This window comes from Streptomyces sp. NPDC018000, from assembly GCF_044328025.1.
Classification (GTDB): Bacteria; Actinomycetota; Actinomycetes; order Streptomycetales; family Streptomycetaceae; genus Streptomyces.
This window is the reverse complement of the sequence record NZ_JBIRGM010000019.1, coordinates 49,560-66,576: the sequence shown is the minus strand read 5'-3', so window position 1 is coordinate 66,576 and position 17,017 is coordinate 49,560. Positions and strand designations below refer to the sequence as shown.

Genomic DNA, 17,017 nt, shown 5'->3' with positions numbered 1-17,017 from the left:
GCCTGTGTCCCGGCGCCGTTAAAGGATCTTGTCTAGGAAAGCGGTGAGGTTCGCCTTGGTGCGCTCGACCTTCTCTTCCACGCTTAGCGTTTCCTTGGGGTAGCCCCCAGGCTGCGCGCGTCTCTTTTCCCGCGCATACAAAGAGCACGCCAAGTCGCTGCAGATGTACGTCCCCACTGTGTTGTAACTGTCCCCGGTCTTGCGGACCTTGCGAGCCGTCATCAGCACGACGCCGCTGGCCGGATGCGTGGTCAGGCAGAGCGAGCACATGCTGCGGCGCTGCCCCCTGCCTCCGCCTCCGGCGCGGCGGAACTCGACCCCGACCAGTTCGCCGCCGTGTTCGGCAACGATATAGCTGCGTTCGGGTGCCCCCGGGTCCTGCCACCCCAGGAAGTCAAGATCCTCCCAGGGGAGATCAGCCAGGAGCCGGGGGACCGTGAGCCGTTGGGCCGCCCCTTTTGAGCAGTTGACGAACGATGCGCGGATCACCGGCTCGCTTAATTCCTTCATGGCGGCAAGATTAACGCCTACGTTGATTAGGCTCAAGTCAAGTGATGTTAGGCTGGGTGTGGTGAGGGGGACGGGAGGAGGCGGGATGACTCGAGCTGAGGACGCGCTGGAGACGTCCCGCCGGGGCGGGACACCGCTCCCGCGACATCCGTCGAAGTCTCCTCCCCCGGACGCTGTGAGGCCGATGTCCGTCCGCGGGGACAGGACGGACCGTCTGCCTGTGGCCAACGGTGGCATGCGGCCACCACAGCGTTCCCGCGGCACAAGCGTCGTTTGCCGCCCGCAAGTCCGGCGGCTGCCGCTCGTGCCCGCCACTCCTGCCCCCGCACACGGCGCCATACACGAAAGGCAGTTCCATGGCTGAAGAGGTCACCACCGCGGGGCCGGACGAGAAACCGAAGGAAGCGCCCACGGCGCCGGAGGCGCTGGGCGGTCCGGTCGTTCGCGCGGCCCTCATCCTTGCCCTGGGGGCGTTCGTCGCCCTGATGGACACCACGATCGTGGGTGTGGCCCTCCATGCCTTAAGTGCGCACTTCGGTGCCGATCTGGCGGACGTGCAGTGGGTTTCCGCCGCCTACCTGCTCGCCATGGCTGCGCTGACGCCAGCTACCAGTTGGGCGGTCGAACGCTTCGGGGCTGCCGCCAGCTGGACCGCTTCGCTGTGTGTTTTCCTGGCCGGCTCGGTCCTGTGCGGAGCCGCCTGGTCCATGGGCAGCCTCATCGCCTTCCGCGCAGTGCAGGGGCTCGGGGCCAGCATGCTCTTCCCCCTGATGCGGATCCTCGTCGTGCAGCTGGCCGGCCCGGAGCGCATGGGCCGGATGATGTCCCTCATCGCGATTCCCATCCTGGTAGCCCCGGTCATCGGCCCGGTGGTCGGTGGGATGGTCGTTCAAGACCTGTCGTGGCGCTGGGCGTTCTTCTTGAACGTGCCGATTGTCGTGGCGGTGATCGTGCTCTCCGGCGTCTACCTTCCGAACACCAGGGGACAGGGCGCCAGCCGCCTCGATGTCATCGGTCTGCTCACCATGAGCGGCGGACTCACGACGGCCATCTACGGCTTCAGCCGGCTGGGTGCGGGCAAGCCAGTGACCGACGTTCAGGTCTTCCTGCCGCTGCTTGCAGCGGTGCTGCTCCTCGCGGCGCACGGTGTCGGGAGCCGCCGCAGCAGCGCCCCGATCGTGGACTTCGGCCTCTTCCGTAACCGCCCGTTCACCGCGTCCACGGTCATCACGCTGCTGAACAACTTCGGGCTCTACGGAGCGGTCGTCCTCGTGCCGATGTTCTTCCAGCAGGCGGGCGGCAAGGATCCGCTCGCTGCCGGCACAATCATGGTCGCCCAGGGCATCGGTGCGGCGGTCGCCGTTCTCATTGTGGGACGCCTCATCGACGCCAAGAGCAACCCCCGCGCGCTCGTGCTCGTCGGGCTGCTTCTCGTCGCCGCCGGGATGACCACCTTCGCCATGGCCGGCAGTGCCTCGGTGAACGGGCTCCTGCTGCTGGCCCTTCTCCTCCAGGGCATCGGGCTGGCGCTGACGGCATCGCCCATCATGGTCACGCTGTACCACTCGCTACCGCTGCCCAGCATGCCGGCTGCGACCACGGCCAACGCCATCTCACAACAACTGGGCGGGGCCATCGGAACGACGGTCATCGCCCTGCTCCTTCAGCACTATCTCTCCTCGGACGGTGACGTCACCTCGGCGTTCCAGTCCGTGTTCTGGTGGTCGCTGGGCTTCGTGGCCCTGACCGTGGTCCCCGCGCTGTTCCTTCCGTCCGGTCAGTCCAAGCGTGCATGACGCACACCACCGGTGAATCCATATCCCGTCCAGGAAAGTTCTGATCGCCATGACTACTACTTCGCTCGACCTTGCAACCGTTCGCAACATCGGGATCATGGCCCACATCGACGCGGGCAAGACGACGACCACCGAGCGGATTTTGTTCTACACCGGTGTCTCGTACAAGATCGGCGAAGTCCACGACGGCGCCGCCACGATGGACTGGATGGAGCAGGAGCAGGAGCGCGGCATTACGATCACGTCCGCCGCGACCACCTGTCAGTGGCCGCTGGAGAATGTCGACCACACCATCAACATCATCGACACCCCCGGTCACGTCGATTTCACCGTCGAGGTGGAGCGCAACCTGCGGGTCCTGGACGGCGCTGTCACGGTATTCGACGGTGTCGCCGGTGTGGAGCCACAGTCGGAGACGGTCTGGCGGCAGGCCGACCGCTACGGTGTGCCCCGTATCTGCTTCGTCAACAAGCTCGACCGCACCGGTGCCGAGTTCCGCCGCTGTGTCGACATGATCAGCGACCGCCTGCGCGCGACCCCGATCGTGATGCAGCTGCCGATCGGCGCTGAGGCGGACTTCGAGGGTGTCGTCGACCTCGTTCGCATGAAAGCCCTGGTCTGGTCTCCCGAGGCCACCAAGGGCGAGATGTACGACATCGTAGGCATCCCGGCCACCCACACCGAGGCCGCCGACGAGTGGCGCGGCAAGCTGCTGGAGACCGTTGCCGAGAACGACGACGCCATGATGGAGCTCTACCTGGAGGGCACCGAGCCCACCGAGGAGCAGCTCCATGCGGCAATCCGAAGGATCACAATCGCATCGACCGGCGCCGGGGGCACGACGACGGTGACGCCGGTGTTCTGCGGCAGTGCCTTCAAGAACAAGGGTGTCCAGCCGCTGCTCGACGCGGTCGTGCGCTACCTCCCCTCGCCCGTCGATATCGAGGCCGTCGAGGGCCACGCAGTGGGCGACCCGGAGGAGGTCGTCAAGCGCCGTCCGTCCGACGACGAGCCGCTCTCCGCACTGGCGTTCAAGATCATGAGCGACCCGCATCTGGGCAAGCTCACCTTCGTCCGGATTTACTCCGGCCGGCTCGACTCCGGTTCGGCCGTGCTGAACTCGGTGAAGAGCAAGCGGGAGCGTATCGGCAAGATCTACCGGATGCACGCCAACAAGCGCACGGAGATCGAGTCGGTGGGCGCCGGTGACATCGTCGCCGTGATGGGCCTGAAGCAGACCACCACCGGTGAGACCCTGTGCGATGAGAAGAACCCGGTGATCCTGGAGTCGATGGACTTCCCGGCGCCGGTCATTCAGGTCGCCATCGAGCCCAAGTCCAAGGGCGACCAGGAGAAACTGGGTGTCGCCATTCAGCGGCTCGCGGAGGAGGACCCGTCCTTCCGGGTGCACTCGGACGAGGAGACCGGCCAGACGATCATCGGCGGCATGGGCGAGCTGCACCTGGAGGTGCTGGTCGACCGTATGCGGAGGGAGTTCAAGGTCGAGGCCAACGTCGGCAAGCCGCAGGTGGCGTACCGCGAGACGATCCGCAAGACGGTCGAGCGGGTCGACTACACGCACAAGAAGCAGACCGGTGGTACAGGCCAGTTCGCCAAGGTGCAGATCAGGCTGGAGCCGCTTGAGGGCGGTGACGTGACCTATGAGTTCGTCAATCAGGTCACCGGTGGCCGTGTTCCCCGGGAGTACATCCCGTCGGTCGATGCGGGCTGCCAGGAGGCCATGAAGTTCGGCGTCCTCGCCGGCTACGAGATGGTGGGTGTCCGCGTCACCCTTCTCGACGGTGGTTACCACGAGGTCGATTCCTCCGAGCTGGCGTTCAAGATCGCCGGTTCGCAGGCGTTCAAGGAGGGGGCCCGCAAGGCGTCCCCCGTGCTCCTTGAGCCGATGATGGCCATCGAGGTCACCACGCCCGAGGACTACATGGGCGATGTCATCGGTGACATCAACTCCCGCCGTGGCCAGATCCAGGCCATGGAGGAGCGCAGCGGCGCTCGCGTCGTGAAGGGCCTCGTGCCCCTCTCGGAGATGTTCGGTTACGTCGGCGACCTGCGCAGCAAGACGTCCGGCCGGGCCAGCTACTCCATGCAGTTCGACTCCTACGCCGAGGTTCCGCGGAACGTCGCCGAGGAGATCATCGCCAAGGCCAAGGGAGAATGACCTCTTCCTGACAAAGGTGCCTATCAGGGCCGCCTGACGGGACTTGCCGTACCGGTGAAACTTGGTGCCGTAGCCGCCAGCAGGTGAGCACTTCCGCTGCCTGAAACATGCGACTTCCGGGGCAGGCCGCTGATGAGGTGGCGTGCCCGCCGGACTGCCCCGCACCCAGATCACCGCCGTCCTGGCCCGCGCCCGCCGGCACAACCAGGACGCGAAGGCGGCCACGATCCAGACGGCGCTGCGCGAACGGCAGCAGGAGCTGCCCAAGCCGGACACCTCCGCTTACGGGCCACCGCCACCGTTCGCGCGAGCCGCTGATCGCCGTGAACGAGCAGACAGCCGACCTGGAGGGCAGGTGCAGGCTCATTCTCTGAAGCATCCGGATGTTGAGATCTACCTCTCGATGCCCGGCATCGCGGAGAGCAACCGCGCCTGGGTGCTCGCCGAGTCCGGGGACGATCACGCCCGTTCCGCGTCCCCAGGCAGCGGTCGAACGAGCGGACCTGAAAACCCGTCAACCCGTCCTGACTGTCTGATCAGCATTTCCCGAGCAATGGGGAACCACATCCTCCACAGCTGCTCAAGACCCGCACCCGCTACGACGAAGCGACCGCTTGGCACACCACGCCCGCACTCCCGCCACTTGGCCTCAAACGACACGGGGTGTCTGCCCTGCCAGGCGGCCCTCGTACCGGGCCAGACGTTCGCGCCAGGCGGCCCCGCGGATCCCGGCTGTACATCTCCGCGGACTTGGCGACGCCTCGTCAGCTGACTGTCCCGTCGCCGGACCGTGCCGTCTGTCGGCGGTGCGTGCCCCGTTCAGTACGGCTCGACTTGCTCTCCATCGTCTGGCGCCATGCTGTGGCATAGGTGAACCGCTCCGGTGGCGCTTGTACGACCGCGAAGCGCCTGACGTTCCTGCGGGCAGATCCCCGGCCGCGACCACGGCGGGAAACCCCTACGGACCGCGGCCGCCGTCATCACCGACTCACGGATTGGGAAGCTCATCCATGGTGTCTGATCGTGCTCGGCTGATTCGCGACATGGTGCGGATCCGTGTCGTGGAGGAGACCCTCGCCGACCTCTACCGTGACGAGCAGGAGATACGCACCCCCGTGCACTTCTCCATCGGCCAGGAGGCCACCGCAGTCGGGGTGTGTGCGGCGACAACACCGCAGGACTGGGTCTACAGCAGTCACCGTTCTCACGCGCCCTACCTCGCGAAGGGCGGCGATCTAGATGCACTGGTCGCCGAGCTCTATGGCAGGCAAGACGGTTGCGCCCACGGCCGTGGCGGTTCCATGCATCTGATTGACCAGGAGGCAGGCTTCGCCGGCTCGGCGGCCATCCTGGGCGAGATGATCTCGGTGGCTGTTGGTACCGCCTGGGCCTTCTCCCGCGAATCCGGTGCTCGCGTGGCGCTGACCTACTTCGGGGACGGGGCCACCGAGGAGGGCGTCTTCGCGGAGTCGCTCAACCTCGCGGCGGTGCACAAGGTCCCGGTGGTCTTCGTCTGCGAGAACAATTTGTATTCGAACTGCTCACCGCTCACCGCCAGGCAGCCGGCCGGCACCTCGATCCACGGCCGGTCGGAAGGGGCCGGAGTCCCGGCGCTGCAGATCGACGGGAATGACGTGTTTGCCGTGCACACCGCGGCGCGGCAGGCGCTGCTCCATGCACGTGAGGGCAGGGGGCCGTTCCTGCTGGAGCTGATGACGTATCGCTGGCGCGAACACGTCGGGCCCGGCCTGGACCACGACTACGGATACCGGTCGAAGGAGGAGATCGACTTCTGGACGGCCCGGTGCCCGATCGTGCGTGCCACCGCGGCACTGCGGGCTGAGGAACCGGAGATCGATGCCGCGGTGGCTGCATGGCGCACGCGGTACAAGGCGGAGATCCGGGAGGCGGTGAGGAGGGCCAAGGCGCTTGCCTTCCCGTCGGTCGACGGCCTGCTCGACGGTGCGTACCTGCCGCTGGCGCGCTGATCGCCGGGGACCCGACGGAGAGGAGAACGGACATGCGCACGCTTACCTACGCCCAGGCCATCAGCGAGGCCATCGTCCAGTGCATGGAGCTGGACGAACGGATCTTCGTGGCCGGCGAGGGCGTGGACGACATCAGCGGCACCTTCGGGACCACCAAGGAGGCCTTCGCCAGGTTCGGTTCGAGCAGGGTGATCGATATGCCCAATGCGGAGAACGGCACGGCGGGGTTCGCCGTCGGTGCGGCCGTAGCAGGCCTGCGGCCCCTGCTGGTGCACATTCGCGCGGACTTCATGTTCCTGGCACTGGACTCGGTGGTGAACCTGGCTGCCAAGTGGCGCTACATGTACGGCGGCGACAAGGGAGGCGCCCCTGTGGTGACGCGCGGCATCGTCGGTCGCGGCTGGGGCCAGGGCGCGACGCACTCGCAGAGCCCGCACGCGACCTTCGCACACTACGCGGGTCTCCACGTGGCCGCACCGGCGTCGCCCGCCGACGCCAAGGGCCTGCTGGTGCAGGCGCTGACCGGGGACACGCCCGTGGTGTTGATCGAGAACCGCCGTTTGTACCCGCTGACGGGTGAGGTCCCGGCCGAGGCCGTCCCGATTCCGTTCGGCACGGGACGGATCGCGAGGCCAGGCGACGACGTCACTGTGGTCGCGGCCTCGCTGATGGTGCATGAGGCGGAACGCGCGGCGCGCCAGCTTGCCCTGCGCGGGATCAACGCCGAAGTGGTCGACGTGCGTAGCCTGCGGCCGCTGGACGAGGGGATCATCTGCGAGTCGGTGGCCAGGACCGGCCGTCTGGTCGTCGCCGACAACAGCTGGTCCCGGTACGGTTTCGCCGCCGAGGTGGCCGCAGTCGTCGCCGAGAACGTACCGCACGCGCTGCTCGCGCCGGTCCGGCGGGTGACCCTGCCGGACAGCCCGGCGCCGGTCTCGCAGCCGCTGGAGGAGGCGTTCCACCCCGGCGCCGACGACATCGTGAACGCCTGCCTCCAGGCATGCGGTGAGACGCAGGGGGACCTTCCGGGGCTGGTGGACATCGCCGTCGGATTTCAGGGGCCTTTCTGAGCGTGTCCGGCTGCCGTGGACCGGCACACGGCCGTGCCCCCCTGTTAGGTCACTCTGGCCCGGGCGGGCCTGGCACCTGGTCGACCGGGCGTCACCGGCAGGGGTTTGCGGGCCTGCACTGTGGCCAGGCAGCCGGCGGTGCTCGACGTCGTCACGCCGCCGCGAACGTCAGCTTCGCACGGTCGTCCGCCGGGAGGACTTCCAGAGCGGGATCGGCGGCGAGCATCGCCGCGTGCAGCATCTGGACGCGGCGGGAGGGTTCGACGCCCAGTTCACGGACGAGACGGCGGCGCAGGTTCTGGAAGGTCTCCATGGCTCGGCTCTGCCTGCCAGCGCGGTAGAGCGCGGTCATGAACTGCGCATGCAGGTTTTCGTTGAGCGGATGCCGCCCGGTGAGCGAGGCGAGCTCGTCCAGCAGCTGGGCGTGGCAGCCGAGTTGCAGCCAGATGTCGATCCGCTCCTCCATGACGCCGAGCCGGTTCTCCTCCAGCCGGGCCACCTCCGGTGTAAGAACGGCCCCAGGCTGCACGTCGACCAGGGCCGGCCCGCGCCACAGCCCGAGCGCCTCGTCGTACGCGCGGGCCGCCGTCACGTTATCACTCCGGGCGGCGGCCGCACGCGCCCTGTTGAGCAGCTGCTGATACGCAGTGACATCTATCGAGCCCGCCGGCACGTCCAGCAGATAACCACCAGGCCTGGTCACGAGGATGTCCTTAGCCGCCCGCGCGTCCTGACCGAGAGCCTTGGTCAGCAGGCGGCGCAGCTGGAGGACGTAGGTGTGCAGGGTGGGGAGCGCGCTGCGCGGAATGTCCGCGTTGGGCCAGATCTCGTCCATGAGGGTGGACACCGGGAGTACCTGACCGGCGTTGAGAGCCATCAGAGCCAGCATTTGACGCGGCTTGTTGGCCGTCGGAACTACAGAAATTCCGTGCAGATCAGCGCTCAGTGGTCCAAGGACCCGGATCTCGCATGAATCCGTTGCTGTGGCGATCGTGTTGTCGGCCTGCATGTGGCGCACCCCCAGTTGTCGTTGTCGAATTCATGCCGTGATCCGCGCACAAGGTTGGGGAACCGCGATGTGCTGTGAACGCCCGGTCCGATGCCAGGAAGGAGGGGGCGTCCCGGTCGGTGCGCGGCTCCCGTGGCCGGCCCGCAAAGTTCCTGGTGCGGGCCAATGGCGGAGCCCTGACATGCCATGGGCCGCGTCGGCAGCCCGTGAGCTCCAACTCTCTTAACCTGTATTCCCTTGGCTCCTGCCTAATATACATAAGATACGGGGAGTTGGTGCGCTGGATTTATTTTCCGCCCCTGCCCGGAGGGCGGTCCGGCCCGATGCCCGGACTGCCCTGGACGGCGCCGTCCGTTGTTACGCCGGGGTGCCTCGGCGGACGTGCCGGGTGTTTCGCGGCAATTCGCCGGTCGTTGAACCGTGAATCCGCAGCGACCGGTCGGTCCATCGCGACTCCAGCGGTGGTCCACGGTGGGCTCCGACCATGTGGTGAAGCGATGGGCCGGTTGGACTGCACGCGCATCGCCCTGCCCTCCGACCGGCGCTCTATCCCTTTGACAAGGAGGACTTCGCACATGGTGCGCACAGCCCCCCGACAGGGACGACGAATCCAGTTGCGACAAGGGCTCGTATGGCTCGCGGCCGCCCGGGGCGACCCCTACGGAGCTCTCCTGCGAGGACTGGACACCGACCCGAGGCCGTATTGGCGCGCGATCGCCGAGCAGCCGCTGAGCCGCAGCTTCACCGGCGACTGGGTCACCGCACGGCACCATGTGGCGCTCGCGGTCCGGTCGGAACCCGCGCTGCGCGCCCGGCCACTGCTGGACGGCGTGGTCGGTCCCGTTCCCGCCAGCACGGAGGAGGATGACGCAGCGTGGCCCGCGGAAGAGGGCTGGGAGCGCGCGTTGACCGGGAGGACGCCCGGTGACCTGGACGTGGTCGCGGCCACAAGGAAGGCCGCGACTGGCACACTGGCGAGGCGTTGGGGCCTGGACGCGGCGGAGGAACGGGCGCTGTCCACGGCCTCGGCGCTCACCGGCGGAGCCCTCGACGCCCCGTTCTACCCGCAGAATCTTGCCGACACCCGGCGCATCGCCAACGGCGAGGCCGCGCTGCGGGCGCTCCCCTCGGTCGGTGCGTCCGATGAGCGGCTGCTCCTCGCGACCGCGGGCGTTGCGATGGCGGCCGGCCTGGTCGTAGACACACTCGTCCAGCACACCGCCGCCACAGCCGGACAGGACCTCCACGGCCTGTGGTCCAGGCTGCGGGCGGAGCCGCGGTACGCCACCCCCATGGTCGCGGAGACGCTGCGCCTGGCCTCGCCGGCGCAGCTGTACGCCGCCGTTGCCGACTCGCCGTGCGACATCGCCGGCCGGCGGATCAAGGCGGGCGACCACGTGGTGGTCGTCATCGGCGGTGCCAACCGTGACCCGGAGGTCTTCACCGAACCTGACCGGTTCGACCCGGACCGCGCAGCGGCCGAAACCGCGGCCGTTCTGCCGCCCGGCCTGACCCGGAATTCCGTGCTGTCCTTCGCCGTGGCGAATGCCCGGGAGGGCCTGCGCCAGCTAGCCCTGCTGTGCCCCGGGCGGGCCCCCGCCGGGGCGGTCGTACGCCGCCCGGCCGCGCCGGTCTCCCGCCCGGTGGTCACCTATCCGGTCGCAACGTCGTGAGGCAGGTAAGCCAGACATGAAGATCCTCTTCGTGAGCATGCCGCATCCCACGCACTTTCACCCCATGCTGCCGCTAGCCTGGGCCCTGCGCGCCGCCGGGCACGAGGTGCGTGTCGCCGGCCACCCGGACCTCAACGACACGGCCACCGGCGGCGGGATGACCGTCGTGCCGGTCGGCAACACCGAGTGGTACCGCAACGACCCCTACGAGCCGGAGCTCTATGGGCAGCTGATGGACCGGGGCGCGTCCGATTACCTGCGCACCTTCGACTGGGGCTGGACGGACCCGGAGGCGTGGAGCTGGCAGGGGCTGCTCGGCCTGGAGAAGATCCTGGTCTCCTCTCTGCTGGCCGGCATCAGCAACGACCCGTTCATCGACGACCTGATCGCCTACGCCCGCCACTGGCAACCCGACCTGGTGATCTGGGAACAGCTCACCCTTGCCGGAGCCGTGGTAGGCGAAGCCCTGGGCGTTCCGCACGCGCGGTTCCTGTACGGTCTCGACTTCATCGGGCGGGCGCGCCAGGAATTCCTGCGGCTGTACGGGCGACAGCACCCCGAGCACCGGGAGGACCCCACCCGCGAATGGCTGGAGGAGACCGTGCGCCGCTTCGGCGGGGCGTGGACCGAGCGCCTGCGCGTCGGCGGGTTCACCATCGCCACTTCGGTGCCCGGCACCGAACTGGACGTCGACGGCCGCACCATCGACATGCGCTATGTGCCCTACAACGGCCGCTGCGTGGTCCCCGACTGGCTGCGCGTGCCCGCCGAACGTCGGCGCGTCTGCCTCACTCTCGGGATGTCCAACGAAATCGCGAACACGGCCACCACGTCGGGGGAGATCCTCGGGGCTCTCGCCGACCTCGACGTGCAGGTGGTGGTCACGCTCGCCGCCGACGAGGCGGCCCGGATGGGGCCCCTGCCTCAGAACGTGCGTGCGGCGGGCTTCGTCCCGCTGCACGACCTCCTCCCCACCTGTTCCGCGATCGTGCACCACGGGGGCTTCGGCTCACGCCTGACATCCGCCTACCACGGGGTGCCCCAATTGATCCTCGGCCACGGCTACGACACCCTGATGGCGGGGCAGCGGCAGGAGAAGCTGGGCGCCGGACTATGCCTGCCGGCCGACAACGCCACACCGGAGGCGATCAGGGAGTGCGTCGTCCGTCTGCTGGACGAGCCGGCCCTCGCCGCCGGCGCTGCCAGGATCCGGGCCGACCTGCTGGCGCAGCCGTCACCGGCCGAGGTTGTGCCCATGCTGGAGCGTATCGTCGCCGAGTTCGCGGGGGCGGTCCGTTAACCATGAGCCACCGCACCTGGCCAGCCGTCGCCGAACCGCTCGCCGTACGCATCGCCCGCTCGGCCGAGGCCCGCGACGGCCTGATGACGACGCTTTCTGAGTTCCATCAGTGGTTCGCCGGATACGCCGAACAGTCCTACGCCGAAGTCGAGCCCGTGGCGCTGGAGAAGCTGGTCGGCTGGGGCGCCGACCCGGAGACCGGCAGCCTCGTGCACGACAGCGGACGCTTCTTCTCCGTCCAGGGCCTCGAAGTGCACAGCCCGGGCACGGCGGTGGCACAGTGGCAACAGCCGATCATCAACCAGCCGGAGATCGGGATCCTGGGCATCCTAGCGACCGAGTTCGACGGGGTCCTGCACTTCCTGATGCAGGCAAAGGTGGAGCCGGGCAACTACAACGGGCTCCAGCTTTCGCCGACCGTGCAGGCCACCCGCAGCAACTACACCCGGGTGCACGGCGGCCGCGCCGTTCCGTACCTCGAATACTTCCAGGACGTCACTCGGCGCACGGTCATCGCGGACGTGCGCCAGTCCGAACAGGGCTCGTGGTTCTACCGCAAGCGCAACCGCAACATGATCATCGAGGTGACCGAACCCATCAAGGTCCTTGACGGCTTCTGCTGGCTGACCCTGGGGCAGATCCACGCACTGCTCGGCCTGGACGACCTGGTGAACATGGACTCCCGGACGGTGCTGTCGTGCCTGCCGTTCGCCGGCCCCGAGAAGCCCGGCGGCAGTCTGTACACCACCGGCGAGATCCTCAGCTGGATCACCGACGTGCGCAGCGGCCTCGACATGCGGGTGCGTCCCATCCCGCTCGACCGCATGACCGGCTGGCACCGCGCGAACGGCCGCCTCAGCCACGAAACCGGCCTCTTCTTCGACGTCATGGGCGTCCGGGTCCTTGCCCGGGGCCGCGAGGTGGAGCAGTGGACCCAGCCAATGATCGAAGCCGGAACGCCCGGTGTGGTCGGCTTCCTGGTGCGCACCATCGGCGGCGTCCTGCACGTTTTGGTACAGGCGAAGGCCAAGCCGGGATACGTCGATGGCATCGAACTCGCCCCGACCGTGCAGTGCACTCCGGAGAACTACGACGTCCTACCGGCCAGCGCCCGCCCGCCCTTCCTGGACGAGGTGCTGCACGCCGACGCCCGCCGGATACGGTTCGACACCGTCCTCTCGGAGGAGGGCGGCCGTTTCTACCACACCCGCAGTCGCTACATCGTGGTCGAGGCAGACCTGGACGCACTGGACCGGCCGGTCGGACACCCCGACTTCCGCTGGGTGTCCGTCCACCAGCTGGCCGACCTGCTGCAGCACAGCTACTACCTCAACGTGGAGGCCCGCAGCCTGTTCGCCTGCCTCCACAGCGTCGCCTGAGCGCGTCCGGCGCCGCCGGTGCCGGCACCATGAGCGGCCTCCCTGGAGGGCAGTCAGGGGAGGCCGCCCGGCCCTCGCTGTTGTTTCAGACGCGGTGACGGTGGAGCCAGGACACCGCGCCCATGATGTCGTCGGCGGACATCTCCGCGAGCATTACGTCCCGAGCCTTGGCCTCGGTCCCCGACGGGTGGTAGATGTTCTCACCCATCCACAGGGCCGCGTCCTGAGCGCGAGCCGTACGCTCCCGCCGCGCTGCGTTGAATTGTGCGAACCGCTCGGCGATCCGGTGCGTCGGACAGTCGAGCAGGTCACCGAGCACGACGGCGTCCTCCAGGGCCATGCACGCGCCCTGGGCGGAGTACTGGAGCATGGGGTGTGCGGCGTCGCCGGTCAGGACGACCCGACCGTCGGTCCAGTTCGGCGTCGGGGGACGGTCGCACAGCACCCAGGTCCGCCAGCTCTCGCCGAGTTCGAGGAAACGGCGGGCCGTGCCGTGCATGCCGGGGAACGCCGACAGGACGTGCTCACGGTCCGCCGGGACACCGGACACGGCCACCCGGGAGCCGTCGTCCCGGGTGATGGCGAGGTTGAGCTTGCTGCCGTCGGCGATGGGGTAGTGCACGAAGTGCCAGTGCGGGCCGACCCACAGGGTTACCGAGTTCCACCGCAGCGAGCGTGGCACACGGTCCATCGGTACGACGGCGCGGTAAATGGTGTGGCCCGACACGCGGGGCGCGCCGTCGCCGATGAGCTGTGCGCGGACCATCGAGCGGAGGCCGTCCGCGCCGATCAGGGCGTCGGCCTCGGCGGCCGCGCCGGCCACCGGCAAAACACGAACCCCCGAGGCGGTGTGCTCGTATCCGGCGACCGCCACTCCCGCGCGCAGCGTGATCCCCTCGTGCTTCTGGCAGGCACCCAGCAGTGGCGCGTAGAGGTCGCTCCGGTGCACGACGGCGTACGGGTTCCCGAACCGCCGTCGGTACTCCGTCCCGAGAGGGAGCACGGCCAGGCGCTCAGCGGAGACGGCGTCCAGAAGTTGCAGGGCGTCGATGTGGACTGCCCCGGACTTCACCTCACTTCCCACGCCGAGCCGGTCGAGCGCGTGAAAACCATTGGGGGCGATCTGGATGCCAGCCCCCAACTCCACGAAGCGAGCCTTGCGCTCCAGGACCTCCACAGCGTGGCCGCGCCGGGCGATGCTCAGCGCCGTGGCCAGGCCGCCGATGCCGCCACCCGCGATGATGAACTTTGCCATTGTCCGGCCTCCGGTGTCGCGGGCGGTTTTCAGATGACGGGGACGGCGTCGGCGCCGGGTGCCAAGGAGGGCACGAGCAGCTCGGTTACCGTCTCCGCGAGTACCCCCATGCCGTCGCGGCTCAGGACGGACTCCGCGTGGAACTGGAAGGAGCGGAAGCCTGGTCCGCGCAGGCTGTGGACCTGGCCGCTGCGCGCATCCCGGCACACAGCGACCTTCCTCACGACGTCCGGGCACTCCCGTTCGTCGACGGCGCTGTGCAGCGCGAAGGTGTTGTAGAAGCCCACCACGCACCGGCGTCCGAAGAGGTCGATCTCCTTCTGCACGCCCTGGTTGGGCCGCTCGCGCCGGACGATGTCGAAGCCGAGGAGGATGCCCAGCACCTGGTGGCTGAGGCACACCGCGAGAAAGGGGGTCGAGGTGTCCAGGAGACGGCGGATCGTGGTGTGCAGGAACGCGACCTTGGGGTCGTCGACCGACCGCGGGTCACCTGGGCCGGGGCCCATGACCACGAGGTCGTACGCGTCCGTGTTGTGCGGCGCGTCGAAACGGCTGACGTCGACGGTCAGCCCCAGTGCGTGCAACTGCTGGGCGATCATCGCGGTGAAGGTGTCCTCGGCGTCGAGGACCAGGACGCGTTCGCCGGCGAGGACGGCCCCGTACGCACCGTCACGCGAGCGGTCGAACCAGAACGGCGCGAGGCTGTCGTTGCGTGCCTCCAGGACCCGGCGGACCTCCGGATGGCTGCCCAGCCCGGGCGGGGTCGCCGCGGAGCCGGACACGGAACCGACCGTGCCCAGGGCGCGCAGCATGCCCAGGGCCTTGGCACGCGTCTCCGCCACTTCGGACCGGGGGTCCGAGTCGCGCACCAGGGTGGCGCCCACCGACAGTTCGAGCCGGCCGTCGACGACTTCCGCCGTCCGCAGCAGGATCGCCGAGTCGAGTGACCGACCGCCGTTTATGTCGCGGCTGACCAGCGCGGCGACGCCGCTGTAGTAACTGCGGCCCCGGGGTTCGTACTTGCGGATCACCCGGCAGGCGCTCTCCAGCGGGCTGCCGGTGACCGTGGGGGCGAACATCGTCTCCCGCAGGATCTCCCGCACATCGCGAGAGGTTGAGCCCTTGATGAGGTACTCGGTGTGCGCGAGGGTTGCCATCTCCTTGAGGTAGGGACCCACGATCTGGCCCCCCTCATCGCAGATCCGGGCCATCATCTTCAGTTCCTCGTCGACCACCATGTGCAGTTCCCCCGCCTCCTTGGGGTCAGCGAGGAAGCGCATCACGTCGGGCAGCACGGGACCCTCGGGCGGATAGCGCAGGGTCCCGCTGATCGGGTTCATCACCGCCGTCCCGTCGAAGAGACTGACGTGCCGTTCCGGAGTGGCGCCCACGAAGGTCCGGTCACCGGCGTGCACCACGAAGGTCCAGTAGACACCACGCTCACCGCTGAGCAGCCGGCGGAACAGACCCAGCGCGGTCGCCACGGACCAGTCGGCGATCTCGGCGGTGAAGGACCGCTTGATGACGAAGTTGGAGCCGGCACCGTGGCCGATCTCCTGCTCCAACACCCGGCGCACGATGGCGGCGTACTCCTCGTCGTCAACGTCAAACCCGGTGTCCGCGAGGTCGACGCGCGTGTCGGGCAGTCGGGCCAGGGCCACGTCCAGCGGACACGAACTCTGCTCGGTGACGGACAGTGCCAGAAGAGGGGCGCCGTCGTCGTGACAGCTGAACCCCCGTTCGGACATCTGCCGGTATGGCACCATCGCCAGCATCTCGTGCTTTGGCCCGGGCAGATCGTCCTCGAGACTGGGGAGCGGCAGGTCGGCCAGCCGGCGCGCCGTGGACACATCACCGAGCAGCAGTTCTATGCGGCGACCGGTTGCCTCGGGCCGGTGGAGCAGCGCGAAGGCGGGTGGCCGCTCGCCGAGAACGCGGTCGAGGAGCCGGGCGAACTGGGCCTCGTCGTCGGTCATGATGCTCTCTTCCTGGAGTGCTCGGACGGATAGGAGCCGGGCGGCAAGAACGGCGCTCGTAGGGCCGGGGAACGCCGGGGCGCCGAACAGGCTGGACAGGCCGAGATCGCCGAAGACATGGATCGCGTTGGTGACAGCGGGCTGTGCAGGGCTGTTGGGGACCGGGTCAGATGCACGCGGCCCGGTCGCGCTCCTCCAGCCAGGCCAGTACCGTGTCGGTGGTGAGCACGACTGCGCACCTGGCGGCGGCGTACTCCAGGGCCGAGTGGTGGTGGACCTCGGAGAAGTCGGCGACGGCGTCTGCCACGAAGAAAGTTTCGATGTCATTGGCGAAGGCTTCGACGGCTGTCATCAGACAGCCGACGTAGGCGTAGACCCCGCAGACGATCAACTGGTCGCGGCGGCTGGAACGCAGGTGTTCCAACAGCCCGTTGTTGTGGAAGGCGCTGTAGCGCCACTTGGTAAAGACTGCGCTCTCTTCGTCGGGTGCCACCTCGTCGATGATGCGCTGGTGCTCCGGCGACGTCTTCATGCCAGGCCCCCAGAAATCCTTGAGGAGGCCGCGCTGTTCTTGGGTCATGTCACCCGGCTGGGCAGTGTAGGAGACTGGTATGCCCAGCGCTCTGCAGTGCTCTACCAGCTTCGCGGTGTTGGCGAGCAGGCTTCGGGCGGGTTGCTCCAGAGTGGGGAAAGGCTCCACGAAGTAGCGCTGCATGTCGTGCACGAGCAGCATGGCCCGCTCCGGGTCCGGCGTCCAGGGGGCGATGTTGACGGGCAGAGTGTGCTCGGCAGGCATGGGATACGGCGCGATGCCGGGAATGGCCATGGCCGATGTCCTCCTGTGCGGTAGAGGGCGGTGTGTCCGTTTCGTGCCAGACCCCT

General features: G+C 68.2%; 12 protein-coding genes. 7 read left to right on the top strand and 5 right to left on the bottom strand.

The window, feature by feature from the left end; translation table 11 throughout:
* Positions 1 to 18: 18 nt before the first annotated feature.
* Complete coding sequence (locus ACH4EW_RS27050) at positions 19 to 510, bottom strand: FBP domain-containing protein (RefSeq protein ID WP_398261204.1); 492 nt, start codon at positions 508 to 510, stop codon at positions 19 to 21.
* A gap of 356 nt (positions 511 to 866) precedes the next feature.
* Here ACH4EW_RS27050 and ACH4EW_RS27045 point away from each other — a divergent pair, with 356 nt between their 5' ends.
* The 4 genes from ACH4EW_RS27045 (at position 867) to ACH4EW_RS27030 (ending at position 7,543) form a co-directional block, all read left to right on the top strand.
* Entirely contained in the window at positions 867 to 2,306 is a 1,440-nt protein-coding gene (locus ACH4EW_RS27045; protein WP_398261202.1) for a DHA2 family efflux MFS transporter permease subunit, read from the top strand.
* A 49-nt stretch (positions 2,307 to 2,355) separates the two neighbouring features.
* Entirely contained in the window at positions 2,356 to 4,485 is a 2,130-nt protein-coding gene (fusA, locus tag ACH4EW_RS27040) for an elongation factor G (protein ID WP_398261200.1), read from the top strand.
* A gap of 1,010 nt (positions 4,486 to 5,495) precedes the next feature.
* Positions 5,496 to 6,473 (top strand): thiamine pyrophosphate-dependent dehydrogenase E1 component subunit alpha, encoded by a 978-nt coding sequence (locus ACH4EW_RS27035; protein ID WP_398261198.1) that lies wholly within the window; start codon positions 5,496 to 5,498, stop codon positions 6,471 to 6,473.
* 32 nt (positions 6,474 to 6,505) lie between these two features.
* Complete coding sequence (locus ACH4EW_RS27030; protein WP_398261196.1) at positions 6,506 to 7,543, top strand: alpha-ketoacid dehydrogenase subunit beta; 1,038 nt, start codon at positions 6,506 to 6,508, stop codon at positions 7,541 to 7,543.
* 151 nt (positions 7,544 to 7,694) lie between these two features.
* Here the strand turns inward: ACH4EW_RS27030 and ACH4EW_RS27025 are convergent, their stop codons facing one another.
* Positions 7,695 to 8,552: a BTAD domain-containing putative transcriptional regulator gene (locus ACH4EW_RS27025; RefSeq protein ID WP_398261194.1), complete on the bottom strand. Its 858-nt coding sequence runs from the start codon at positions 8,550 to 8,552 to the stop codon at positions 7,695 to 7,697.
* A gap of 575 nt (positions 8,553 to 9,127) precedes the next feature.
* Between ACH4EW_RS27025 and ACH4EW_RS27020 the strand changes: the two genes are divergently transcribed.
* The 3 genes from ACH4EW_RS27020 to ACH4EW_RS27010 are packed head-to-tail and all read left to right on the top strand — an operon-like array spanning position 9,128 to position 12,904.
* Positions 9,128 to 10,225 carry a cytochrome P450 gene (locus ACH4EW_RS27020; RefSeq protein WP_398261192.1) on the top strand — a complete coding sequence of 366 codons (1,098 nt, stop codon included), beginning with the start codon at positions 9,128 to 9,130 and terminating at the stop codon, positions 10,223 to 10,225.
* A 16-nt stretch (positions 10,226 to 10,241) separates the two neighbouring features.
* Entirely contained in the window at positions 10,242 to 11,525 is a 1,284-nt protein-coding gene (locus ACH4EW_RS27015) for an activator-dependent family glycosyltransferase (protein WP_398261190.1), read from the top strand.
* 2 nt (positions 11,526 to 11,527) lie between these two features.
* Positions 11,528 to 12,904: an NDP-hexose 2,3-dehydratase family protein gene (locus tag ACH4EW_RS27010; RefSeq protein ID WP_398261188.1), complete on the top strand. Its 1,377-nt coding sequence runs from the start codon at positions 11,528 to 11,530 to the stop codon at positions 12,902 to 12,904.
* An 85-nt stretch (positions 12,905 to 12,989) separates the two neighbouring features.
* Here ACH4EW_RS27010 and ACH4EW_RS27005 read toward each other — a convergent pair whose 3' ends face one another.
* From ACH4EW_RS27005 to ACH4EW_RS26995, 3 genes are all read right to left on the bottom strand, one after another.
* Positions 12,990 to 14,159 (bottom strand): FAD-dependent monooxygenase, encoded by a 1,170-nt coding sequence (locus ACH4EW_RS27005; RefSeq protein ID WP_398261186.1) that lies wholly within the window; start codon positions 14,157 to 14,159, stop codon positions 12,990 to 12,992.
* A 29-nt stretch (positions 14,160 to 14,188) separates the two neighbouring features.
* Positions 14,189 to 16,135, bottom strand: a complete 1,947-nt coding sequence (locus ACH4EW_RS27000) for an anthranilate synthase family protein (protein WP_398261184.1) — start codon at positions 16,133 to 16,135, stop codon at positions 14,189 to 14,191.
* Positions 16,136 to 16,301: 166 nt separating this feature from the next.
* Complete coding sequence (locus tag ACH4EW_RS26995) at positions 16,302 to 16,961, bottom strand: isochorismatase family protein (protein WP_398261182.1); 660 nt, start codon at positions 16,959 to 16,961, stop codon at positions 16,302 to 16,304.
* Positions 16,962 to 17,017 lie beyond the last annotated feature (56 nt).